The 22,915-nt window shown below is 72.3% G+C and carries 19 protein-coding genes; 9 read left to right on the top strand and 10 right to left on the bottom strand.

The annotated features are described in order from the left end of the window. Positions 1-4 precede the first annotated feature (4 nt). The 4 genes from recA to alaS all read left to right on the top strand — a co-directional run bounded on the left by recA (position 5) and on the right by alaS (position 6,232). Positions 5-1,045 carry a recombinase RecA gene (gene recA, locus EAH89_RS01965; protein ID WP_140881066.1) on the top strand — a complete coding sequence of 347 codons (1,041 nt, stop codon included), beginning with the start codon at positions 5-7 and terminating at the stop codon, positions 1,043-1,045. A gap of 138 nt (positions 1,046-1,183) precedes the next feature. Further along, entirely contained in the window at positions 1,184-2,779 is a 1,596-nt protein-coding gene (locus tag EAH89_RS01960; protein ID WP_140881065.1) for an SIR2 family protein, read from the top strand. 121 nt (positions 2,780-2,900) lie between these two features. Next, entirely contained in the window at positions 2,901-3,491 is a 591-nt protein-coding gene (locus EAH89_RS01955; RefSeq protein ID WP_140881064.1) for a transposase, read from the top strand. A 95-nt stretch (positions 3,492-3,586) separates the two neighbouring features. Then, complete coding sequence (gene alaS, locus EAH89_RS01950) at positions 3,587-6,232, top strand: alanine--tRNA ligase (RefSeq protein WP_140881063.1); 2,646 nt, start codon at positions 3,587-3,589, stop codon at positions 6,230-6,232. 13 nt (positions 6,233-6,245) lie between these two features. Here alaS and EAH89_RS01945 read toward each other — a convergent pair whose 3' ends face one another. Then, complete coding sequence (locus EAH89_RS01945; protein ID WP_140881062.1) at positions 6,246-6,443, bottom strand: hypothetical protein; 198 nt, start codon at positions 6,441-6,443, stop codon at positions 6,246-6,248. Between the two features lie 146 nt (positions 6,444-6,589). Here EAH89_RS01945 and EAH89_RS01940 point away from each other — a divergent pair, with 146 nt between their 5' ends. Next, positions 6,590-7,684 (top strand): catalase family protein, encoded by a 1,095-nt coding sequence (locus EAH89_RS01940; RefSeq protein ID WP_140881061.1) that lies wholly within the window; start codon positions 6,590-6,592, stop codon positions 7,682-7,684. Between the two features lie 23 nt (positions 7,685-7,707). On the opposite strand, the gene EAH89_RS01935 is transcribed toward EAH89_RS01940, so the two are convergent. The 3 genes from EAH89_RS01935 to EAH89_RS01925 form a co-directional block, all read right to left on the bottom strand. After that, positions 7,708-8,439 (bottom strand): peptidase, encoded by a 732-nt coding sequence (locus EAH89_RS01935; protein WP_140881060.1) that lies wholly within the window; start codon positions 8,437-8,439, stop codon positions 7,708-7,710. A 107-nt stretch (positions 8,440-8,546) separates the two neighbouring features. After that, the gene (locus EAH89_RS01930) at positions 8,547-9,488 is read right to left on the bottom strand and encodes an alpha-E domain-containing protein (protein WP_140881059.1); all 942 of its coding nucleotides are present in this window, start codon (positions 9,486-9,488) and stop codon (positions 8,547-8,549) included. Next, on the bottom strand, positions 9,488-11,008 hold the full coding sequence (locus EAH89_RS01925; RefSeq protein ID WP_456306478.1) for a circularly permuted type 2 ATP-grasp protein: 1,521 nt from the start codon (positions 11,006-11,008) through the stop codon (positions 9,488-9,490). Before EAH89_RS01925 ends, EAH89_RS01930 begins: the two co-directional genes overlap by 1 nt. 199 nt (positions 11,009-11,207) lie before the next feature. On the opposite strand from EAH89_RS01925, the gene EAH89_RS32990 reads away from it, so the two are divergent. Then, positions 11,208-11,339: a hypothetical protein gene (locus tag EAH89_RS32990; RefSeq protein ID WP_277753757.1), complete on the top strand. Its 132-nt coding sequence runs from the start codon at positions 11,208-11,210 to the stop codon at positions 11,337-11,339. Positions 11,340-11,343: 4 nt separating this feature from the next. On the opposite strand, the gene EAH89_RS01920 is transcribed toward EAH89_RS32990, so the two are convergent. Further along, complete coding sequence (locus EAH89_RS01920; RefSeq protein ID WP_140881058.1) at positions 11,344-11,766, bottom strand: VOC family protein; 423 nt, start codon at positions 11,764-11,766, stop codon at positions 11,344-11,346. Further along, positions 11,756-12,448 (bottom strand): DNA-3-methyladenine glycosylase family protein, encoded by a 693-nt coding sequence (locus EAH89_RS01915; RefSeq protein ID WP_161993451.1) that lies wholly within the window; start codon positions 12,446-12,448, stop codon positions 11,756-11,758. The genes EAH89_RS01920 and EAH89_RS01915 overlap by 11 nt, the downstream gene beginning before the upstream one ends. Before the next feature lie 253 nt (positions 12,449-12,701). Here EAH89_RS01915 and EAH89_RS01910 point away from each other — a divergent pair, with 253 nt between their 5' ends. Continuing rightward, positions 12,702-13,421, top strand: a complete 720-nt coding sequence (locus EAH89_RS01910; protein ID WP_140881056.1) for a response regulator — start codon at positions 12,702-12,704, stop codon at positions 13,419-13,421. A gap of 49 nt (positions 13,422-13,470) precedes the next feature. Next, the gene (locus tag EAH89_RS01905) at positions 13,471-14,832 is read left to right on the top strand and encodes an ATP-binding protein (protein WP_241666799.1); all 1,362 of its coding nucleotides are present in this window, start codon (positions 13,471-13,473) and stop codon (positions 14,830-14,832) included. Between the two features lie 24 nt (positions 14,833-14,856). Here the strand turns inward: EAH89_RS01905 and EAH89_RS01900 are convergent, their stop codons facing one another. From EAH89_RS01900 to EAH89_RS01885, 4 genes are all read right to left on the bottom strand, one after another. Further along, a complete protein-coding gene (locus EAH89_RS01900; protein WP_241666798.1) occupies positions 14,857-15,633 on the bottom strand; it encodes a DUF6065 family protein in 777 nt (258 codons plus the stop codon). Between the two features lie 16 nt (positions 15,634-15,649). After that, positions 15,650-16,138 carry a hypothetical protein gene (locus EAH89_RS01895; RefSeq protein WP_194152292.1) on the bottom strand — a complete coding sequence of 163 codons (489 nt, stop codon included), beginning with the start codon at positions 16,136-16,138 and terminating at the stop codon, positions 15,650-15,652. A gap of 76 nt (positions 16,139-16,214) precedes the next feature. Continuing rightward, a complete protein-coding gene (locus EAH89_RS01890) occupies positions 16,215-16,667 on the bottom strand; it encodes a peroxiredoxin (protein WP_140881055.1) in 453 nt (150 codons plus the stop codon). Then, positions 16,664-19,654, bottom strand: coding sequence for a bifunctional [glutamine synthetase] adenylyltransferase/[glutamine synthetase]-adenylyl-L-tyrosine phosphorylase (locus EAH89_RS01885; RefSeq protein WP_140881054.1), 2,991 nt, complete (start codon positions 19,652-19,654; stop codon positions 16,664-16,666). The genes EAH89_RS01890 and EAH89_RS01885 overlap by 4 nt, the downstream gene beginning before the upstream one ends. 65 nt (positions 19,655-19,719) lie before the next feature. On the opposite strand from EAH89_RS01885, the gene EAH89_RS01880 reads away from it, so the two are divergent. Continuing rightward, complete coding sequence (locus EAH89_RS01880) at positions 19,720-22,878, top strand: YhdP family protein (protein ID WP_140881053.1); 3,159 nt, start codon at positions 19,720-19,722, stop codon at positions 22,876-22,878. Positions 22,879-22,915 lie beyond the last annotated feature (37 nt).

Here is a 22,915-nt window from a genome sequence, read left to right as displayed (position 1 = left end):
CAGTATGGAAAAGAACAAGGCTCTCGAGGCCGCTCTCTCCCAGATCGAGCGTTCCTTCGGGAAGGGCTCCATCATGCGGATGGGAGGCAAGCAGATTAACGAGGAGGTGGAGGTCATCTCCACCGGCTCCCTCGGCCTCGACTTGGCCCTCGGCATCGGCGGCCTCCCCAAGGGCCGCGTGGTCGAGATCTACGGCCCGGAATCCTCGGGCAAGACCACCCTCGCCCTCCAGTGCATCGCCGAGGCCCAGAAGCTGGGCGGCACCTGCGCCTTCATCGACGCCGAGCACGCCCTCGACCCCACCTACGCCCGCAAGCTCGGGGTCGACATCGACAACCTCCTCATCTCCCAGCCCGACGCCGGCGAGCAGGCCCTCGAGATCGCCGACACCCTCGTCCGCTCCGGCGCGATCGACGTCCTGGTAATCGACTCCGTCGCCGCCCTCGTCCCCCGCGCTGAGCTCGAGGGCGAGATGGGCGACAGCCACGTCGGCCTCCACGCCCGCCTCATGTCCCAGGCGCTGCGCAAGCTGACCGGCTCCATCAGCCGCTCCAACTGCATGATGATCTTCCTCAACCAGATCCGGCTGAAGATCGGCGTCATGTTCGGCAACCCGGAGACGACCACGGGCGGCAACGCCCTGAAGTTCTACGCCTCCATCCGCATGGAGATCCGCCGCATCGGCCAGATCAAGGACCGCGAGGAAGTCGTCGGCAACCAGACCCGCGTGAAGGTGGTGAAGAACAAGATGGCCCCGCCGTTCCGGCAGGTCGAGTTCGACATCATGTACGGCGAGGGCGTCTCCAAGGTCGGCGAGCTCATCGACCTCGGCGTTAAGGCCGGCGTGGTCGAGAAGTCCGGCGCCTGGTTCTCCGCCGACAGCCAGCGCATCGGCCAGGGCCGCGAGAACGCCAAGCAGTTCCTCCGCGACAACCCGACGCTGGCCGACAGCATCGAGAAGCGCATCCGCGACCAGGCGAACGCGGTCGCCAACGCCATGATGGTCGCGCCGGACGCCGAGGAGGCCGCCGCCGCGGCGGAGTAGTTAGAACGTCACGACGCTAAGTTCGGCCGCAATCCTTATGGATTGCGGCCTTTTTTGCTTAGAATGGTCGCAATAAAAATGTGGACCCTTGAGCAGGTCCATTTGTTGATAGTGCCGCTATTTTTGTGGGAGTAAGTAGTGGTAGACATCACGGTAGAACTCACGCAACTTCTCCAGAGAAGTGGTGGGGCACCTTTCCTCTTTGTTGGTTCCGGCTTTGCCCGGCGCTACATCGGGCTAGAAACGTGGTCCAAGTTGCTGGAGCGTTTTTGCGTAGGACTCAAGGATTATCGCTACTATCTTTCTAGCGCCAATGGCGATTTGCCATACACAGCATCATTGATTGCGAAGGACTTTCACGAGTTTTGGTGGGCAGCTCCCGATTATGAGCAAAGCAGACGTTTATTTGGTGGGCAGGTTAATGATTTTGCGTCAGCGCTCAAAATTGAAATCTCGAATCACCTTCGTGCTATTTCGGTAGATTACGAGAGGGATGGCATGTTGAAGCAGGAGATAGAACTCCTCTCCCAGATGAACGTTGATGGTATTATTACTACTAACTGGGACCTGCTTCTTGAAGAACTCTTTCCTGATTATAAAGTCTTCATAGGGCAGCAGGAGCTGTTATTTTCAAACCCTCAATCCGTTGCGGAGATCTACAAAATACACGGCTGCTCTAGTCAGCCTGCGTCTTTGGTACTTACTCGTGAAGATTACGCTGATTTTCAGAAGAGAAATCCCTATCTGGCGGCCAAGCTAATTACAATCTTCGTCGAGCATCCAGTGATTTTCTTAGGTTACTCGATCAACGACCCACATATACAAGCAATTATTGCTTCTATTGCTGAATGCTTAACGCCTGATAAACTAGTGCAATTCGAACGTAATCTCATCTTTGTGGGACGACCTGCCGAAGGTCAGGGGGACGCGTTTGAAGGAGCTATGATAACCATCGGCCGAGATCGAATTCGAGTTACGAATATTATAACTGACGATTTTTCTAAGATTTACGCGGCCGTTGATGCCACCAAGAGACGCATTCCGGCGCGTGTACTTCGGTATTGTAAAGAGCAGATGTACGAGTTGGTGCGGTCGTCGACACCTGAGACCAAACTTGCTGTGTTAGATCTAGATGAGATAGACCAGAAGGAAGATGTGGAGTTTGTAGTTGGAGTGGGTGTTGCAACGAAACAGCAGAGTGAAGCATTCGAAATTCATTCTGACCTTGTTAGATCGTCTTTGGGTGCCCGTGGATATGCGGGGGTGCTTCCGGATGACATTCTTGCGGACATAGTTCGGGATCAATCTCAGTATTCGGCGGTTGATCTGCTAAAATCGTCTTATCCTTCTTTCTTGAGGTTGTCCAATCGATATATCCCTGCCTTCCGCTATTTGCGTGCTGCTGGAGTCGATTCGCAGGCAGCTCTGGACCGATCCGACTTTGATGCGGCTAGAACGATCGTGAAAAGAACGAACAAAGAAGGCTTTGAAGTCGAAAGCTACCGCAAACAATATGAACGCGAATTTTTTGGGCTAACAACGGCAGAGATGTTGGAGAAGACTACGCCAGAGAAAGCTTTATTGATGATTCCCTTTCAGCAAAGAGACGAAGTGGATACAAATGTCTTGCGGGTATTCCTTGAGCAGAATGTACAGAGAATGCTTAAGGGCTCTTACGCATCTTTCTTTCGAAAGCTGATCTGTTTTTACGACGCGGTGGAGTTCGGCTTTTAACAGAACGTTTGTGATCGTTGATGGGGAGCGACGTTTGTGGGTGAGAGATCGTGGATCTAATCAGTTCTTGACAAAAGGAAAAAATTCCTTCAGCGTGCATGGTTCGAAGGGAGGAGCCCCCATGTCCCGCCTCACCCCACCCCGCCCCTGGACCCCCCTCTCCGACGACGCCTGGGCTGCCCTCCTCCCCTACGTCCTCCCCCGCGCCCCGCAGGGCCGCCGCATCCCCGACCTCCGCGCCCGCATGGACGCCCTCTTCCACCTCGCCCACACCCTGGGCGACCCCTGGCGCACCCTCCCGCCCGAGTACGGCAACCCCCAGACCGTCGCCCGCTTCTTCCGCCGCCTCACCCACGCCGGCCTCTGGCAGCGCCTGCTCGAGGCCCTGCACGACGCCGCCCCCAACCACCCCCTCCGCACCATCGAGTACGCCATCTGCCGCGCCACCCGTCGCGCGGCTCGCCTCGGCGGCATGCCCCTCCTTCTCCTCATCCGCCGGCTCGGCCTCCGCAGCGCGCTCAACGCCCCGCCCTGGCTCCTCCCCGACCCGCATTTGTCCGAAATCGTCGCGCGGGCCCCGCACCCCCGCCTCGAACCCACCCGCGCCTCCCTCGCGGCGGCCAAAGCCCACCTGAAAGCCCTCACCGCCCTCGCGAAAGCCGCCCTCGGCCGCAAGCGCATCCCCGCCTCGGTCAGGAATGCGTGGCCGTGATCGCGCCGCCGGCCCCGCCCCTCGACGCGCCGCCCCCCGCCGGGCTACACGCCCCGGTCGCGTTCCCGCGAGGAATCGGAACCAAAACCACCGCCATGACCAGCAGCAACGACGTCCGCGCCACCTTCCTGGACTACTTCGCCCGCAACGGACATTCCGTCGTGGACAGCAGCCCCCTGGTGCCGCGCAACGACCCCACGCTGCTCTTCACCAACTCCGGCATGGTGCAGTTCAAGAACGTCTTCACGGGGGCGGAGCGCCGCCCCTACAACCGCGCCACCACCGCCCAGAAATGCGTCCGCGCCGGCGGCAAGCACAACGACCTCGACAACGTCGGCTACACCGCCCGCCACCACACCTTCTTCGAGATGCTGGGGAACTTCTCCTTCGGCGACTACTTCAAGGAGCAGGCGATCACCCACGCCTGGACCCTGCTGACGCGCGACTTCGCGCTCCCCAAGGAGAAGCTCCTCGTCACCGTCTACAGCGAGGACGAGGACGCCGCCGCCCTCTGGCGCAAGATCGCGGGCCTGCCGGACGAGAAGATCATCCGCATCGCGACCTCGGACAACTTCTGGCGCATGGGCGACACCGGCCCCTGCGGCCCCTGCTCCGAGATCTTCTACGACCACGGCGAGGCGATCCCCGGCGGCCCCCCCGGCTCCCCGGACGAGGACGGCGACCGCTTCATCGAGATCTGGAACCTCGTCTTCATGCAGTACCTGGAGGAGCCGGCCGGCACCCGCCGCCCCCTCCCGCGCCCCTCCATCGACACTGGCATGGGCATGGAGCGCTTCACCGCGATCCTCCAGGGCGTCCACGACAACTACGACACCGACACCTTCCGCGCGATCATCCTCGCCAGTGCGGAGGCCACCGGCCAGGACCCCGACGGCCCCTTCAAGGCCAGCCACCGCGTCGTCGCCGACCACCTCCGCTCCGGCGCCTTCCTCATCGCGGAAGGCGTCCTCCCCTCCAACGAGGGCCGCGGCTACGTCCTCCGCCGCATCCTCCGCCGCGCCATGCGCCACGCCCACATGATGGGCGCGCGCGACCCGCTGCTCCCCCGCCTGGTCCCCGTGCTGAACCGCCAGATGGGCGCCGCCTACCCCGAGCTCGTCCGCGCCGAATCCCTCATCACCGAGACGCTGCGCCTCGAGGAAACCCGCTTCCGCCACCTCCTCGAGCGCGGCCTCGGCCTCCTCGCCGAGGAAACCGCCAAGCTCGGCGACCGCCAGCCCCTCCCGGGCGACGTCGCCTTCCGCCTCTACGACACCTTCGGCTTCCCCCTCGACCTCACCCAGGACGCGCTCCGCGCCGAGGGCCGCCCCGTCGACACCGCCGGCTTCGAGACCGCCATGGCCGAGCAGCGCCGCCGCGCTCGCGCCGCCTGGTCCGGCACCGGCGACGCCGCCACCGAATCCCTCTGGTTCGACATCAAGGAACGCCTCGGCACCGGCACCGAGTTCCAGGGCTACACCACCGAGCGCGCCGAGGCCTCCATCCTCGCCCTCGTCGCGAACGGCCAGGAGGTCACCACCGCCCCCGAGGGCACCGAGGTCTCCGTCGTCCTCAACCAGACCCCCTTCTACGCGGAGTCCGGCGGCCAGGTCGGCGACGCCGGCCTCATCACCGCCGACGGCCTCCAGATCGCGATCCGCGACACCCAGAAGAAGCTCGGCCTCTTCGTCCATCTCGGCACCGTCCAGCACGGCACCGCCACCACCGGCGCCGCCGTCCTGGCGGAGGTCGCCCACTCCCGCCGCAGCGCCATCCGCGCCCACCACAGCGCCACCCACCTCCTGCACGAGGCGCTCCGCCGCCGCCTCGGCGACCACGTCGCCCAGAAGGGCAGCCTCAACGCCCCCGACCGCCTCCGCTTCGACGTTTCCCAGCCCACGCCGATATCCCCCGAGGACCTCGCCTGGGTCGAGCAGGAGGTGAACGCCCGCATCCGCGAGAACGCCGAGGTCACCACCCGCCTGATGACGCCCGAGCAGGCCGTCGAGGCCGGCGCCATGGCCCTCTTCGGCGAGAAGTACGGCGACGAGGTCCGCGTCGTCGGCATGGCCCACGACCCCGAGGCCACCTCGCGTCACGGCGTCTACAGCCTGGAGCTCTGCGGCGGCACCCACGTCGCCCGCACCGGCGACATCGGCCTCTTCAAGATCGTCAATGAAGGCGCCGTTGCCGCCGGCGTCCGCCGCGTGGAGGCCGTCACCGGCCCCGCGGCGCTGGCCATCATCGAGGAGGAGGAGCGCCTCCTCCGCGAGGCCGCGGCCAGCCTCAAGGTCCCGGCCCATGAGGTCCCCGCCCGAATCGCGGCCCTCCTCGAGGATCGCCGCAAGCTCGAGCGCGAGGTCGCCGACCTCCGCCGCAAGCTCGCCACCGGCGGCAGCGCCGCCGAGGTCGAGGAGCTCGCCGGCCTCCGCGTCTCGCTGCGCGACCTCGGCGAAGTCCCGCCCCGCGACCTCAAGGGCCTCGCGGAAGCCATCCTCAAGGGCGGCACCGCTGACGTCGTCGCCCTCGTCTCCTCCGCGGAGGGCAAGGCGAGCATCGTCGTCGCCGTCGGCGAGGCCGCGAAGGGCAAGGCGGACGCCGTCACCCTCGTCCGCGCCGCCTCGGCCGCGGTCGGCGGCAAGGGCGGCGGCGGGCGCCCGGACATGGCCCAGGCCGGCGGCCCGGAGGGCGCCCGCGCCGGAGAGGCCCTCGCCGCGATCCGCGGCGCGCTGGCCGCGTGACGGCGTGAGGGCGTCAGCCCACCGTTTCGGGCAGCAGCGGCCCGCTGGCCTGCTCGGACAGGCCGCGCAGCACGCTGGCCAGCGCGTCCTCGATCTGGCGCAGGAGCGTCGACGCCTCGGCGACGTCGAACTCGGAGACCACGACTTGGTCGGGCATGTCGTGCACGAGGACGACGCGGCCGGGGAGGGAGAGGGCTCGGAAGGTGCTCATGGGCTGACGTTAGCAACGCTTGATCGCTCATTCACAGTCCCGTGAACAAGACGCCGGCGCCTGTGGCATCCCCGCCACATCCGCCTTGCGCCCCCGAAACGGGACGGTCGCCCGGCGCGTTGGAGGCGGGTTCGCAGGAGCCCCGCATGATCCAGGATCCCGTCCCCTACAGCCCCGAGCTCGAGCACCGCGAGCCCGACGAGGCCGAGACGACCGCGGGCCTCGTCGAGACCATGCGCGGCATCGTCGAGACCACCAACGCGCATTACGGCTACCCCGTCCGCGCCGTCCACGCGAAGAGCCACGGCCTGCTCCGCGGGGAGCTGACGGTCCTCGGCGGCTTCGCGCCCCGCTACGCCCAGGGCCTCTTCGCCCGCCCCGCCACCTACCCCGCGGTGCTCCGCTTCTCCACCAACCCGGGCGACCTGCTCGACGACAGCGTCTCCGTCCCGCGCGGCCTGGCGGTGAAGGTGGTGGGCGTGGAGGGGGAGCGCCTGCCAGGCTCGGAGGGGATGGCGACGCAGGACTTCGTCCTCGTGAACGCCCCCGCCTTCGTGGCGCCCTCGGCCAAGCGCTTCCTCGCCAGCGCGCGCGTGCTGGCCGCGACGACCGACACGCCGCAGGTCCTCAAGAAGGCCGCCTCGGCCGTTCTCCGCGGCGCGGAGGCGGCGCTCGAGGCCGTGGGCGGCAAGAGCCCGACGCTGAGCGCGCTCGGCGGCCACCCGAACACGCATATCCTCGGCGAGACCTTCTACAGCGCGACCCCCTTCCTCTACGGCCCCTACGTCGCGAAGTTCTCCGTCGCCCCCGTCACGCCCCTGCTGCGGCGCTACGCCGGCCGGAAGGTCGACGTGGCCGGCCGGCCGGAGGCGCTGCGGGAGGAGGTGATGGCCTACTTCGCCTCGCAGGACGCGGAGTGGGAGCTGCGCGTGCAGCTCTGCACCGATGCGGAGACGATGCCCGTCGAGGACGCCTCCGTGCCCTGGCCGGAGGAGGCGAGCCCCTTCGTGACCGTTGCCCGCCTCCGCGTCCCCGCGCAGCCCTCCTGGAGCGAGGAGCGGTCGCGCGCGGTGGACCTCGGCATGTCCTTCAGCCCCTGGCACGGGCTGGCGGCGCACCGGCCGCTTGGCTCCATCAACCGCGCCCGCAAGCCCGCCTACGAGATGTCCTCGCGCTTCCGCGCCGAGCACAGCGGCTGCCCGATGCACGAGCCGCGCGCGGCGGCGGAGATCCCGGTCTGACCGATCCACCCCACGGGCCGGGCTCAGAGCCAGTCGGGGGAGGGGAGGTCGCGGAAGGTCTGGCGCATCCGGCCGGACCATCCCTCGCGCAGGCCCGCGAAGTAGGGGTCGTCGGCCGTGATGCGGCGGACCGGGGAGAGGGCGAGGGAGTCCGCGCGGTAGACGAGCAGGTCGAGCGGCAGGCCGACGGAGAGGTTGGTGCGCAGCGTGTCGTCCATGCTGACGAGCACGAGCTTCACCCCGTCCTCGGGCGGCGTGTCGTGGGTCAGCACGCGGGTGATGATCGGCTTGCCGTACTTGTGCTCCCCGATCTGCAGGAAGGGGGTGTCGGCCGTGGCCTCGATGAAGTTGCCGGCGGAGTAGACGAGGAAGAGGCGGTGCGGCCCGCCCTTCACCTGACCGCCGATGAGGAAGGAGGCGCTGAAGGAGAGGCCCTGGGCCTTCAGCGCTGCGCCGTCCGTCGCGAAGACCGAGCGGATGGCGGCGCCGGCGAGCTGGGCCGCGCGGAACATGGTCGGCACGGTGAGCAGCGTCTGCGTCTCGCCGTCGAGGAGCACGCCCTCCTGCAGGCGGTTCCAGACGGCCTGGGTGATGCCGAGGTTGCCGGCGGAGAGGAGGCAGAGGGCGCGCTCCCCCTCCACCCCCGCGGTGTAGAGCTTGGCGAAGGTGGAGACGTTGTCGACGCCCGCGTTGGTGCGGGTGTCCCCGAGCATCACGAGCCCGCCCCGCAGGAAGAGGCCGACGCAGTAGGTCATCACCGTGGCTCCCGTCCGGGCTCCTGCCTCGCGCGAGGGCAACACGCGAGCGGCCGCTTCGTTTCCGGCAGCCCGGTAGGGCGCTTCGTGGGGCGCCTCGTGGGGCGCTAGCCCACCAGGAAGCACTTCCCGATGGAGGTGCCGAGGTTGCCGTTGCCGTCGATCACCTCCGCCAGGAGGTCGTGCAGGCCGCCGTCCATGAGGCGCGCCGGGCTCTGCGCCACGCAGCGGCCGCGCAGCGCCGCGGCCAGGCGGCGGCAGGCGACGCGGTCCTCGCCGTCCGACATCGCGAGGACGCTGAGGATGGCGTTCACCTCCTCGTAGCAGGCGGAGACGGAGCGGGGGTGCTCGGGGCGCATGAGCAGCAGCTCCACGACGCGCGCGGGGCGGAGGCGGTCGCGGAACATGTGCTGGTAGGCGCGCAGCGCCGAGACGGAGCGGAGCAGCCCCTGCCACTGCGCGTGGCTCGCCGCGTCCTCCTCGGCGCCGGGCAGGAAGGCGTGGCGGCGGGAGGCGAGGAGGCGGGCGGTGTTGTCCGCGCGCTCGAGCATCGTGCCGAGGCGGACGAAGCGCCAGGCGTCGTCGCGCAGCATGGTGTCCATGGCGGCGCCGTTGAACAGCACGGCGCGCGACATCACCCAGTCTAGGAAGCCCATCAGCCGGTCGCCGCCGGCGTCGCCGGGATCGAGCTTGCGGAGGTCGATCCAGCTGTCGTTCACGGCCTCCCACATGTCGACGGTCAGCGCCGTGCGGACGGCGCGGGCGTTGCGGCGGGCGGCCTCGAAGCAGGCGCTGACGGAGGAGGGGTTCAGCGTGTCGAGGGTGAGCCAGCGGGCAGCGCCGTCGGGGGTGGGCTCGCCGTAGAGCTCCGCGTAGTGGGCGCCGGTGCCGGTGGCGGCGAGCAGCCCCTCCCACTCCGCGGTCTCGGTGCCGCGGGGGGCGGCGAGGGCGGCCATGCGGAGCGAGGCGTTCAGGCTGCGCGCGACGTTGCCCGCGCGCTCCATGTAGCGGCCGAGCCAGAAGAGGCTGTCGGCGGTGCGGGCGAGCATCAGCGGGGCTTCCGGGGGATGGGGTCCATGGCACCGAGGGTCTGGGTCATGCCGCCCAGGCTCTGGGTCATGGTGCCCGGGCCCATGGATTGGGACATGGGGGGCGGGTCCTGCTCGAGCACCCAGGTGTCCTTCGTGCCGCCCCCCTGGGAGGAGTTCACGACGAGCGAGCCCTCGCGCAGCGCGACGCGGGTGAGGCCGCCCGGGACCATGCGCACCTGCTCGCGCCCGAAGAGGACGAAGGGGCGGAGGTCGACGTGGCGGGGCGCCATGCCGCCCGCGCAGAGGGTGGGCACGGTGGAGAGGGCGAGGGTGGGCTGGGCGATGTAGTCGGCGGGGCGCTCGCGGATGCGGGCGTCGAAGACCGCGCGCTCCTCCGCGGTGCTGTGGGGTCCGACGAGCATGCCGTAGCCGCCCGAGCCGCGCGCGAGCTTCACCACGAGCTCCCCGAGATGGGCGAGGACGTAGTCGCGGTCCTCGTCCCGCTCGCACATGTAGGTCGGCACGTTGCGGAGGATCGGCTCCTCCGAGAGGTAGAAGCGGATCATCTCGGGCACGAAGGGGTAGATCGCCTTGTCGTCGGCGATGCCGGCGCCGGGGGCATTGGCCAGGGTCACGCGCCCGGCGAGGTAGGCGGTCATGAGGCCGGGAACGCCGAGGGTCGAATCCTCGCGGAAGGCGAGGGGGTCGAGGAACTCGTCGTCCACGCGGCGGTAGATGACGTCGACGCGGCGCGGGCCGGCGGTGGTGCGCATGAAGACGGTCTCGTCGCGCACGAAGAGGTCCGCGCCCTCCACCAGCTCCACGCCCATCTCGTCCGCGAGGAAGGAGTGCTCGTAATAGGCGGAGTTGAAGGGGCCGGGGGTGAGGACGACCACGGTGGGCTCGCCGCTGCAGGCCGGGGGCGCGAGGGACTTGAGGGTCTCGAGCAGCTCCTCGGGGTAGTGGCTGACGGGCGCGATGCGGTGGGCGGCGCAGAGGTTGGGGAGGAGGCGCATCATCGCCTCGCGGTTCTCGAGCATGTAGGAGACGCCGGAGGGCACGCGGCAGTTGTCCTCGAGCACGAAGAACTCGTCGGGGCCGGTGCGGACGAGGTCGATGCCGGAGATGACGGTGTAGACGCCGCCCGGGGGCGTGAAGCCCTCCATGATCGCGCGGTAGCCCTCGTTCTTCAGGACGAGGTCGGCGGGGACGAGGCCGGCGTCCAGGATGCGGCGGGGGCCGTAGACGTCGGCGAGGAAGGCGTTGAGGGCGCGGACCCGTTGCTCCAGCCCGCGCCGGAGGCCTTCCCACTCGCCGCGCCCGATGATGCGGGGGATGACGTCGAAGGGGATGAGGCGCTCGGGGTCGCCGCCCTCGGTGTAGACGGCGAAGGTCACGCCGATGCGCCGGAACAGGACCTCGGCCTCACGCCGCTTGGCCTCGAGCTCCTGGCCCCCGGCCGCCTCGAGGTAGCGCGCGATCCCCGCGTAAGGGGCGCGAACCCGTCCGTTCTCGTGCATCTCGTCGAAGGCCGGCACCTTGTCCCCCCGTGTGGTGCGGCCGGGACGGGCCGCTGTCCCCAATGTCGCAGCAAGTGGCGTGCCGGGCGAGGGGGGAGGGGCCGGGCGCGGGCCGACGGGGGCGGCGCGGCCGCGCACGGGTTCGTGTCCGGGCGGCGGGGGGGCGGGACGCAGTCTATGCTTGTCCGATTAGTTCATGTTTTGTTCACTAACGTCCATGCGATACCTCCACGCCGCAACCCGCCCCCTCCTCCCCAACGACGCCCTGCGCGAGACCATGCTGGCCTTCGTGATCGCCTTCCCACTGTTCTGGGCGATCGGCGAGGCGGCAGTGGCGCTGGGCTACTGACGGGTCATGGAAGCCAGGCCGCCCCGCCGTCCCGCAGGAAGGACTGGACCTCCAGGCGGTAGCCCTCGGGATCGCGGAAGAAGGCGCTGCGGACGGTGCCGCCCATGCCGAGGGAGGGCGGGCCCTCGAAGGCCACCCCCCGGGCGGCGAGCGCGGTGACGGCGGCGTCGAGGTCGGCGACCGCGAAGCTGACGAGCACGCCCGCCGTGCCGAGGGGGCGGCCGGGGATGTCGCAGAGGCCGAGGAGGGCCGTCGCGCTCGCGCGGAGGAGGCGGACGCGGCCGCCGGCCGGGGATTGCTGGCTGACCAGATGCTCGAGGCCGAGCACCTCCTCGTAGAAGCGGGCAAGGCGGGGCAGGTCCCGCGTGTAGAGGAAGGTGATCGTCCGGCCCGCGGCCAGGCCGGGGTTCCCTGGGTCAGCCGTCATCCTCGGGGTCCTTGCCGGGGCGCCCGGTGGCGTGGCGCCAGTGGTGCCAGAGAAGCCGGGCGGCGAGCGAGCGCCAGGGGGCCCAGTCCTCCGCCAGGGCGGCCAGGGCGCGGGGCGCCGGGCGCGCGGGCAGGCCGCGGAGATGGGCGAGGGAGGCGGCGAGGGCGAGGTCGCCCTCCGGGAAGAGGTCCGGCCGGTCCTCGGCGAAGAGGAGGTGGACCTGGGCCGTCCAGCGGCCGAGCCCGCGGGTCTCGGAGAGGTGCGCCACGGCCTCGGCGTCCGTCATGGCCGGCAGGTCGTGGAGGCGGAGGCGTCCCTCGAGGATGGCGGCGGCGAGGCTGCGGGCGTGGGCGGCCTTGGGGCGCGACAGGCCGGCCGCGCCGCAGAGGGCGGCGTCGTCCAGCGCGAGCAGGCCCCGGGGGTCGAGGGCGCCGGGCAGGGCGCGGAGGCGCGCCCAGATGGCGCCGGCGGCGTGGTTGCTGATCTGCTGGCCGCAGATGGCCCGCAGCAGGCCGGGGAAGCCCGGGGCGCGGCGCCGCCAGAGCAGGGGCCCGGCCGTGGCGAGCACGCCGTGGAGGAGGGGGTCGGCGAGGGCCAGGGCGGCGAGGCCGGTGGCGGCCCAGGCGGGCGGCTCACCGGCCAGGGCGGCGGGCGCGACGGCGGCGGGGGGCGTTCCGGGCATCGGGCGGGGTAGGTGAACGGCGGCGGGCGCCGCGACAAGGGGGGATGCGAGCCGCCCACCGCCGTTCCTGCGACGGCGCCCCGGGGATTGGGGGGGGGAGGGCGCCGCCGTTGGCCGATATCTGGCACGCCGGGGCGCCGGTTGAAGGCGCGATCCCGTGACCGTGAAACGCCGGGCAACGAAGCGGGGTCCGGACATGGAATGTAACAAGCGCCGCCCGCGACAGGGGCCCGGGGCGCGCTATGTACCCGTAATGGAAACCGCCCCGCACATCCTGGTCGTGGACGACGACCGCGAGATCCGCGACCTGCTCGCCCGCTTCCTGGAGAAGCAGGGCTTCCGCGTCACCACGGCGCGGGAGGCGCGGGAGGCGCGCAAGGTCTGGCCGCTGGGGCGCTACCACATCGTCGTGCTCGACCTGATGATGCCCGGCGAATCGGGGCTCGACTTCGCGCGCTGGCTGCGGGGGCAGTCGGACGTGCCGATCGTGATGCTGACGGCAATGGGCGAGGAGACCGACCGGATCGTGGGGCTGGAGCTGGGCGCCGACGACTACGTGGCCAAGCCCTTCAACCCGCGCGAGCTGCTGGCGCGCATCCGCGCCGTGATGCGCCGCGCGCACGGGGAGGGCGCCCGGCGGGACCCGCTGCCGAGCGCGATCCGCTTCGGCGGCTGGGTGCTGGAGCCGCAGCGGCGCCGCCTGCTGAACCCCGACGGGGCAGAGGTGCCGCTGACGGGGGGCGAGTACGAGCTGCTGACCGTGCTGGTGGAGCGGCCGAACCGGGTGCTGACGCGGGACATGCTCATGGACCTGCTGCGCGGGCGTCAGGCCGGGCCCTTCGACCGGGCGATCGACGTCGCGGTCTCGCGGCTGCGGCGCAAGCTCGAGGACGACGGGCGCAACCCGAGCCTCATCAAGACCGTGCGCGGCGGCGGCTACGTGCTGGCGGCCGACGTCGAGCGGGCGGCCTAATGCGCCGGCCCCCTGAGGCGGCCCATGCGCCGATGGGGGGCGGCCCGGTATGAGGCGGCTGCTGCGCCGGGTGCGGCCGCGGACGCTGGCCGCGCGCACGGCGCTGTTCCTGCTCCTCGCCCTCATGGCCGTGCAGGCGGCGGGGCTGACCATCCACGCGCTGGACCGGGTGGACCTGCAGCGGGCGGCGATGGAGCGGGAGACCTCGTCCCGCGTCTTCGGGCTCTGGCGGAGCATGGTGATCAGCCCGCCCGACCGGCGGGCGGCCATGCTGGCGGAGCTCGAGCTGCCGGAGGGGCTGGAGGCGGCGCTCGAGGCGGGGTCGGCGGTGCGGACGGGGATGCTGCCGGCGCCGCCCGAGGTGCTGCGCATGGTCCGGCCCGAGATCCTCCTCGGCGGGCCGCCGCGCTGGCGGGCGCGGGAGGTGCAGGCGGGGATGGGCTTCGGGACGCTCTACGTCTCGGCCCTGCTGCCGGACGGGAGCGCCTGGGTGAATCTCCGGCTGCACATGCCGCCGCTCCGGCCCTGGCACTCCGAGACCTTCCTCATCGCCTTCCTGCTGATGACGGTGGCGGCGGCGGCGCTGATCGTCTGGGCGACGCGGCGGCTGACGCGCCCGGTGCGGGACCTCGCGCGGGCGGCCAACGCGCTGGGGCGCGACGTGAACGCGCCGCCCATGCCGGAGGACGGGCCGCTCGAGGTCTCGACCGCCGCCCACGCCTTCAACACGATGGCCGAGCGGATCCGGCGCTTCGTCGGCGACCGCACGCAGATGCTGGCGGCGATCGGGCACGACCTGCGCACGCCCATCACGCGGCTGAAGCTGCGCGCCGAGTTCATGGAGGACGAGGAGCAGCGCGGAAAGATGCTCGCCGACCTCGAGGAGATGGAGGCGATGGTGAACGCGACCCTCGCCTTCGCGCGCGACGACGCGGCGGCCGAGCCCTCGGTGCCGCTCGACCTCGCGGCCCTCTGCCGGACGGTGCTGGACGAGGCGGCGGACGCGCGGCCCGCGGCGGCGCCGGAGACCTTCGCCTACGAGGGGCCGGAGCGGCTGACGGTGCGGGGGCGGCCGATCGCGCTCAAGCGGGCGCTGGCGAACTTGGTGGCCAACGCGGCGAACTACGGGAACGCCGCGCGCGTGGTGCTCGTGCCGCCGGGGGCCGGCGGCGCCGCGCCGGGGACGATCCAGATCCGGGTGGAGGACGAGGGGCCGGGCATCCCCGAGGAGAGCCAGGAGGCGGTGTTCCAGCCCTTCCGCCGGCTGGAGACGAGCCGCAACCGCGAGACCGGCGGCGTGGGGCTCGGCCTGCCGATCGCGCGGAACATCCTGCGCGCGCATGGGGGCGACGTGGTGCTGCGGAACCGGCCCGGGGGCGGGCTGCTGGCGGTGGCGACGCTGCCGGCGTGAGCCGCCCGGCCTGACGCACCAGCCTCAGCCGCGCGCGAAGGGCTTCGGGCGGAGGCGGGTGCGGTGGTCGTCGGCCTCGGCCGGGCCGATGCGGCCGCGGTGGTAGTCGCGCTGCCAGCCCTGGGCGCGGGCCTCGCTGCCCGGCTCCTTCAGCGCCGCGTTGAAGCCGGCGCGGGAGGCGGACCACTCGCGGTAGGCGGCGTCGAGGGCGGGGTCCTCGGCGATCGGGCGGAGGATTGGCTCGACGCGGTCGATGAGGTTCCGCGGGATGGGGAAGAGGAAGCAGACGGGCTCGCCGGGCGCGAAGCGCACGGGGTGGCGTGGGCGGGTGAAGCGCCAGTTCATGGTGAAGGTGGCGGGCGACCAGTCGGTCTCGACGAGGCCCGTCAGCGGCGCGATGCCGTCCTTGGGCCGGTTGGGCGGGCCGGAGACCCAAAGGCTGACGCCGGGGTCGGTGCGGAAGACAAGGTCGATGTGGAAGGTGAGCACCCCCGAGCCGAAATGGCTGACGGGCACCGGCCGGCCCTCGCCCTCCCGGCGGATGGTGATGTCGGAGGCGTTGGGGCCGCCGTTCCACCAGGCCTCGAAACCGGCCTCCCCCACGACCTCCCAGCCATGGGCGTTGGCGATGGTGAGCGGCAGGCAGCGGTTGGCGAAGGCCTGGGGGGTCGCGTCCATCCAGTCCCGCCGCGCGGGGGCAGGGCGGAGGGTCGGCGGCGGGGTGCCCAGGCTGTGGGCGGTCAGGCGCAGGGGCGGCGCGTCCTCGGCCCCGGGGGGACCGGGCGGGGCGGGGTCGTCCACGGGGCCGCCGGGCGGGTCAGCGCGCCGTGGTGCAGCGCTTCAGGGGGCTCGGGAATTCCGCGCAGTTGGGGAAGACGATCTCGTTCGGCCCACGCCGCTCCACCCGCAGGTTGTTCGGGTTGGCGCAGCCGAAGGCGCTGTCGGGCGGCAGGCGGCCGCCGAGCGGGGGGATGGACGCGGCGGGCGGCGCCAGGCGGAACTCGACGGCGTCGGGGCCGCCCGAGACGGTCTCGATCAGGCGCTGGCGGTAGGGGACCTCCAGCACCGAGACGCGCATGACGACGTCGCGCGTGAAGATGACGGTGGGCTGGGCCGCGCACTCGGCGCCCTCGGTCTCGGTGGCGGGGAAGATGCCGCCGGTCCAGCTTCCGAAGAGCCAGGCGTGGGGCGCGGCCTGCCCCTCGGGCAGGGCGGCCGGCTGGGGCGCCGGCTGCTGGGCGTCCGCCGCGGCCAGGGGGGCGGCGAGCGCCGCCACCACGAGAAGCTTCACCAGGTTCCGCCGCATCGCACGCCCCTTCAGTCCGGTCGTGCGCGCAGGAAAGGGGAGGATGCGCCGCCTGTCCACCCCGCGTGGGATCGTTTCAGGCAGCGGCGAGGAGGAGGGCCGCGTGCTCGGCCGGCTTCACCTTGCGCCAGATCGCCTCGACCGTGCCGTCCGCGGCGACAAGGAAGGTGCTGCGCTCCATGCCCATGTACTTGCGGCCGTACATCGATTTCTCGACCCAGGCGTCGTAGGCGGCGGCCAGCGACTGGTCGGCGTCGGAGGCGAGGGTGAAGGTGAGGCCGAACTTCTTCGCGAAGGCGTCGAGCTTCTTCACGGGGTCGGGCGAGACGCCGATGACGGTGATGCCCGCGCGCTCGAGCGCCGCCAGGTTCTCCTGCACGCCCTGGGCCTGGACCGTGCAGCCGGAGGTGTCGGCCTTGGGGTAGAAGTAGAGGGCGTAGCGGCGGCCGCGCAGGAGGGCCGCGCTCGCGCGCCCTCCGCCCGCCGCCGGCAGGTCGAACTCCGGCGCCTTGCTCCCGACCTCGATCATGCGGCCCCCTTCATCGGCAGCGGCCCGAGGCGGCGCTCGAAGATGGAGCGCACGGCGGCCGCGACCTCGCGCATCTGCCCGCGGAGCGCGGGGAGGTCAACGGGCGGCTCCTCGAGGGTGGGGGCGAGGGCGCGCAGCAGCGCCTGGGCGGAGGCGGGGGGCAGCGCCTCCGTCCGCGCCCGGCCGACGGTCAGGCGGAGGAGGGACTGCAGGCTGCGCCAGAAGCGCTCCGCCCGGATCAGCGTCTCAGCCTCCTCGCGTTCGAGCAGGCCGGCGCGGGCGAGGGCGGTCAGGGCGTCGCGCGTGGCGGGGGCGAGGATGCGCGGGTGGGCGGCGGCGTGGGCGCATTGCAGGCTCTGGGCGATGAACTCCACCTCCACCAGCCCGCCGGGGATGGCCTTCACGTCCCAAGGGCCGTCGGGGGGCAGGTCGCGCAGCATGCGGGCGCGCATGGCGAGCGCGTCGGTGATCGCCTGCGGGCCGGCATGGGCGATGAGAGCGTCGCGGCAGCACTCGGCGATTCGCTTGCGCAGCGCGGGCGGGCCGGCGACGGGGCGGGCGCGGGTGAGGGCCATGCGCTCCCAGGTCCAGGCGCCGCCGGTGCCGGGGCCGCCCCCCTCCTTCGGGCCGTGGTAGCGCTCGAAGGCGGCGATGCTGGCGGCGACGGGGCCTTTGTTGCCGGAGGGGCGGAGGCGCATGTCCACCTCGTAGGGCTTGCCCTCGGCGCCGGGCGCGGTGAGCGCCGCGACGAACTGGGCGGCCAGGCGGGCGAAGTAGGTGGGGACGGCGAGCGGCTTCGGGCCGTCGCTCTCGGCCGCGTCGTCCGCGTGGTCGTAGATGAGGACGAGGTCGAGGTCCGAGCCCGGCAGCATCTCCCGGCTGCCGAGCTTGCCCATGCCGACGACCGCCATGGCGCCGCCCGCGACCTTGCCGTGGCGGGTCGCGAAGTCCTTCGCGACCTGGGGGAGGAGGCAGGCGATGGCGGCGTCGGCGAGTTCGCTGCGGGCGATGCCGGCGGCGTCCACGTCGAGCGCGCCCTCGAGGGCCGCCACGTCCACCTCGAAGCGGCCCTCCGTCACCATGCGGCGCACCGATTCGAGGGCCTCCTCGTAGTGGCGGGCGGCGCCGACGAGGGCGGGGATGGCGGCCGCCGCCTGGCCCGTGCCGCCCGCCAGCAGCCCCTCCAGCGCGGAGGGGTCGCGGGCGAGGTGGTCGGCGAGCGCCGGGGCGGCGCCGAGGATGCCGGCGACGCGCTCGAGCAGGGCGGGGTTGCGGTGCAGGAGGCTGAGCACCTGCACCCCGGCCGGCAGGCGTTCCAGCAGGGCGTCGAAGCGGCCGAGGGCGGCGTCGGGCTCGGGCTGGTGGGCGAAGGCCGCGAGGAGGGCGGGCATGAGGGCTGTCAGCAGCTCCCGCGCCCGGGCGCTGCGGGTGCCGCGGCGGTTGCCGTGGTGCCAGGCGCGGACCATGGCCGAGGCGCCGGCCGGGTTGGCGTAGCCCATGCCGGCGAGGGTCTCGAGGGTCGCCGGGTCGCTCTCGGGGCCGGTGAAGACGAGGTTGCCGCCCTCCACCCCCTCGCCGGCGGGCAGGCTGAGGGCGGGGGAGGCCTCGAACTGGCGGGAGTACTGGCCGGCGACGCGGCGGAGGTGGCCGGTGAGGGCGGCGGCAAAGGCATCGGTGCCGTCGAAGCCCATGAAGGAGGCGATGCGGGCGAGGCCGTCGGCGTCCTCGGGCAGGCGGTGGGTCTGGCGGTCGGCGACCATCTGCAGGCGGTGCTCGACGTCGCGGAGGAAGACGTAGGCGTCGGCGAGCTCGGCCGCGGCGCGGCGGTCCATGCGGCCGGCGCCGGCCAGCGCCACGAGGGCGCCGAGTGTGGTGGGGTCGCGGAGCGTCGGGTCGCGCCCGCCCCAGATGAGCTGGGCGACCTGGGCCGTGAACTCGATCTCGCGGATGCCGCCGCGGCCGAGCTTCACGTCGTGCCCGGCCACCGCGATCTCGGCCCCGGCGCCCCGCTTGCTGCCGTGGACGGCGTGGATCTGGCGCTTGATGGAGTGGATGTCGGCGATCATCGCGAAGTCGAGGTGGCGGCGCCAGACGAAGGGGCGGATCTCCGCCAGGAAGGCCTCGCCGAGGGCGCGGTCGCCGGCGACGGGGCGGGCCTTGAGCATGGCGGCCCGTTCCCAATTCTGCCCGAAGCTCTCGTAATAGGTGATCGCCGCCTGTATCGAGACGGCGAGCGGAGTCGCGGCCGGGTCCGGACGGAGGCGCAGATCAGTCCGGAAGACGTATCCCTCCGCCGTGCGTTCCTCCAGCAGCCGCACGAGGTCGCGCGCCAGGCGCACGAAGGTGCCCTGGGCGGCGTCCGGGTCCGTTGCGGCGGCTGGATCGAAGAGGATCATCAGATCGACGTCGGAGGAGTAGTTCAGCTCGCGCCCGCCGAGCTTGCCCATGCCGAGGACGACGAGGCCCGAGCCCTTGCTGGCGCTCCGGGCGTCGCGCTTCGCGGCGTTGGGCAGGGCGATGTCGCCGCGCGCCGCGGCCTCCCGCAGGAGGTGCGCGGCCGCGAGGTCGATGCAGGTCTCGGCGAGGGTCGAGAGGGCGCCGGTGACCCGGTCGAGGCTCCATTCCCCCGTGAGGTCGGCGCAGGCGACGATGAGGGCGGCCTGCCGTTTCGCCTGGCGCAGCACGGCGCCGAGCTGGGCGAAGCTGGCGCCCGGATCCGCCCGGCCGAGGGGGTCCAGCGCGGCGGCGAGGGCCTGGTCCGCGCCGCGCTCGGCCAGGCGGAGCAGGGTCGTCGCCTCGCGCAGCGCGAGGTCGGCGAGGAAGGGGCTGTGGCCGCCCAGCGCCGCGAGGAGCGCCGCGCCGGCGGGCGAGGCGGCGTAGGCGGCCTCGGCGGCGCCGCGGGCGGCGAAATCCTCCGCCAGCCGTTCGGCGGCCCCCGGGTCGAAGGGGGTCGGCGGGTGGCGGCGGCCGTCTTCGGTGATCGACATCGACCCGCAGGCAACGCGTGAGGCGCCTCGTTGGTCAAGTGGGGGGGCACGCCGGGCGGGGGGTGGTGGGGGCCCTTTCCTTCCTTTTCCGCCTCCTGCTGCTCGCCGCGCTCCTGCTCGGCGTCGGGCTGGCGGCGCTCGGCTGGCGGCTGGCGCAGGGGCCGCTGGCGCTCCCCTCCATCCCCGCGGTGAACGAGGCCGTCGCGGCGCGGCTGACGGGGATGGCGCCGGGGGTGCGGATCACCTTCGGGCAGGCCTGGGTGGCCTGGGAGGGGTGGCAGGACGGGGCGCCGGCGCCGCTCCGGCTGCGGCTGGACGCGCTGCGCGCGGTGGACGCGGGCGGGGCGACGCGGGCCTCGCTCGCCTCGGCCGAGGTGACGCTGGCCGCGGCCCCGCTGGTGCGCGGGGTGGTGGCGCCCGAGCGGGTGGTGCTGCGCGACCCCGCGGTGTCGCTCCAGCGGAACAGGGAGGGGGACCTCACGCTCGACCTCGGCGTCGCGCCCGAGGCGCCGCCGCCCGGGGAGGGGGCCAAGGAGGAGACGCCGCGGGAGAGCCTGGAGGCGGGGCGGGAGGCGCTGGCCCGGGCGCTGCGCGGGCCAGGCACGGATTCACCCCTCGCCTCGCTCCGCGAGCTCCGGATCGAGAGCGGGCTGGTGCAGGTGCGCGACGACCCGCTGCGCTTCAACTGGTCCCTCGACGAGGTCGGCCTCTCCCTCACCCGCGCCGAGGACGGGACGCTCGGCATGGCGGGGTCGGGATCGCTGCTCGTGGGCGGGCAGCAGATCCCCGTGCGGATCATCGGGCGGGCGGCGGGCGACCCGCCGGTGGCGGAGGCGGCGCTCGAGATCGACGCGGTGAGCCCGGCGGCGCTCGCCCTCGCGCTGCCCTCCTTCCGGGCGCTCTCGGTGCTGGAGGCGGAGCTCGGGGCGCGGCTGAGCGGGCGCTACGACTTCGGGGACGGGCGCTTCACGGGCCGGGCGGAGCTCCGGTCCGAGCGCGGGCAGGTGGTGGCGACCGACCGGCGCATCCCCTTCGAGGGGGCGCGGCTGGTGCTGAGCAACGACGGGGCGCGGCTGGAGCTGGAGCGGGCGGAGCTGGCCATCCCCGCGCTCCGGCCCGGCGCGCGGCCGACGCGGGTGAGCGCGACGGGGAGCGCGGACCGGAAGGGCGAGGTCTGGCAGGGGCAGGTCGAGGTCGGGCTGGACCAGGTGGCGGTGGTGGACCTCGAGCGCCTCTGGCCGTCCGACCTCGCGGTGAACGTGCGCGCCTGGCTCGTCGAGAACCTGACGGCCGGGGTGGGGCGGGACGGCCGCTGGACGCTGCGGGGCGAGATGGGGCCGGGCCTGCCCCAGCCGCGGGTGACGGCGCTGGACGGCACGCTGCGGGCGGAGGGGGCGACGGTCCACTGGCTGCGGCCCATCCCGCCGCTGGAGGGGGCGGACGGGCTGATCACCTTCACGCTGCCCGAGGTGGTGGTGCAGGCGCGGGCGAACCGGCAGTCCGGCACCGGGCTCTCCGTGCCCGAGGCGCGGGTGCGGCTCTTCGACCTCGACGTCGACGCCGAAAAGATGGAGCTGGAGGGGCGGGTGACCGGGCCGCTCGCGGACGTGCTGACGATCGTGCGCCACCCGCGCCTGCATCTCTTCGACAAGCGCCCGCTGGAGCTGGGCGCGGCGGGGGGGAGCGTGGACGCGCGGCTGAGCGTCACCACGCCGCTGAAGAAGGACCTGCGGACGGAGGAGGTGGGGGTCTCCGCGACGGGGCGGGTGATCAACGGGCGGATCGCCGACTTCATCCGGGGCCAGCCGGTGGAGCGGGCGGACCTCGAGGTGCAGGTGGACCTCGCGGGGATGAAGCTGTCGGGCAACGCGCGGCTGGGGCCGATCCCGGGCCGGCTGGAGGCGCAGCTCGACTTCCGGAACGGCCCGCCCTCCCAGGTGACGGAGCGGGTGCGGGTGGAGGGGCGGGCCGAGGCCGCGGACCTGCGGGCGCTCGGGGTGGAGGCCGCGCCCTATGCCACGGGGCCGCTCGGCTACGTCGCGCAGGTGGAGCGGCACCGCTCGCGCGAGGCGGAGGTGGCGGTGCGGGCGGACCTCCGCGACACGCGGCTCGCGCTCAGGCCCTTCGACTACGTGAAGGCGCCGGGGGTGGCCGCCCGGGCCGAGGGGGTGCTGCGCTTCCGCGGCGACGAGCTGGTGGCGCTCGACGAGGTGCGGGTGGAGGGGCCGGCGCTGAGCGTGCGCGGCGGCGTCGCCTTCGGGCGGGGCAGCGGCATCTACGGCGCGGACGTGATCGAGGCGCGGATCGGTGGCAGCCGCTTCACGGGCCGCTTCGCCTCGCCGGGCGGGCCGGGGGAGGCCTGGGACATCCGGGTGCGGGGCACGCTGCTCGACGCGCGCGGGCTGCTGCGCGAGCGGCGGCGGGGCGCGGGGGGCGGGAGCGGGGGGGCGGAGACCGCGGTGCGGGTCGAGGCCGCCTTCGATCGGGTGCTGCTGGAGGAGGGGCGGGAGCTGGCGCCGGTGCAGGCGGCGTTGTTCATGGACGCGCGGGGCGTGCTGCGGGAGCTGCGGGCGAGCGGGCGCGGGCTGCGGGGCGGCGGCTTCGAGGCGGTGGTGGTGCCGCGCGGCGCCGGGCGGGCGATGGAGGCGCGGGTGGAGGGGCTGGGCACGCTGCTGCGCGACATCGGCCTCTTCGACGCGCTCGACGACGGCGCCTTCCACGCCTCCGGCGAGTGGCCCAGCAACGCGCCGGGCGCGCCGCTGACGGGGGTCGCGGAGCTGCGCGACTTCGGGGTGCGGGAGGCGGCCTCCATCGGCAAGGTGCTGCAAGCGTTGTCCATCTACGGCATCCCCGAGGCGGCGCGGGGGCCGGGGCTGCGCTTCACGGTGGCGAGCGCGCCCTTCACCCTGACGCCGCAGGCGCTGACGCTGCGCGAGGCGCGGGCGGTCTCGGCCTCGCTGGGGATCACGGTGGAGGGACGCATCCTGCGGGAGGCGGAGCGCTACGACCTCCGGGGGACGGTGATCCCCTCCTACGCGCTGAACAGCGCGCTCGGGCGCCTGCCCGGCATTGGGCGGCTCTTCACGGCCGAGCGGAACGGGGGGGTGTTTGCCGCCAACTTCCGCATGACGGGGAAGCTGGACGACCCCGACTTCCAGCTCGACCCCCTCTCGATCCTTGCGCCCGGGGCGCTGCGGGGGCTGCTGGGCGGGCCGGGGGACTAGCGGTCGGGGAGCTGGGGGCCAGGGGACTGGGGGCCGT

Origin of the sequence: Muricoccus nepalensis (genome assembly GCF_006438825.1) — a bacterium.
Lineage (GTDB): Bacteria > Pseudomonadota > Alphaproteobacteria > Acetobacterales > Acetobacteraceae > Roseomonas > Roseomonas nepalensis.
The sequence above is the reverse complement of the archived record's forward strand: the minus strand, read 5'-3'. Positions and strand labels throughout refer to the sequence as shown.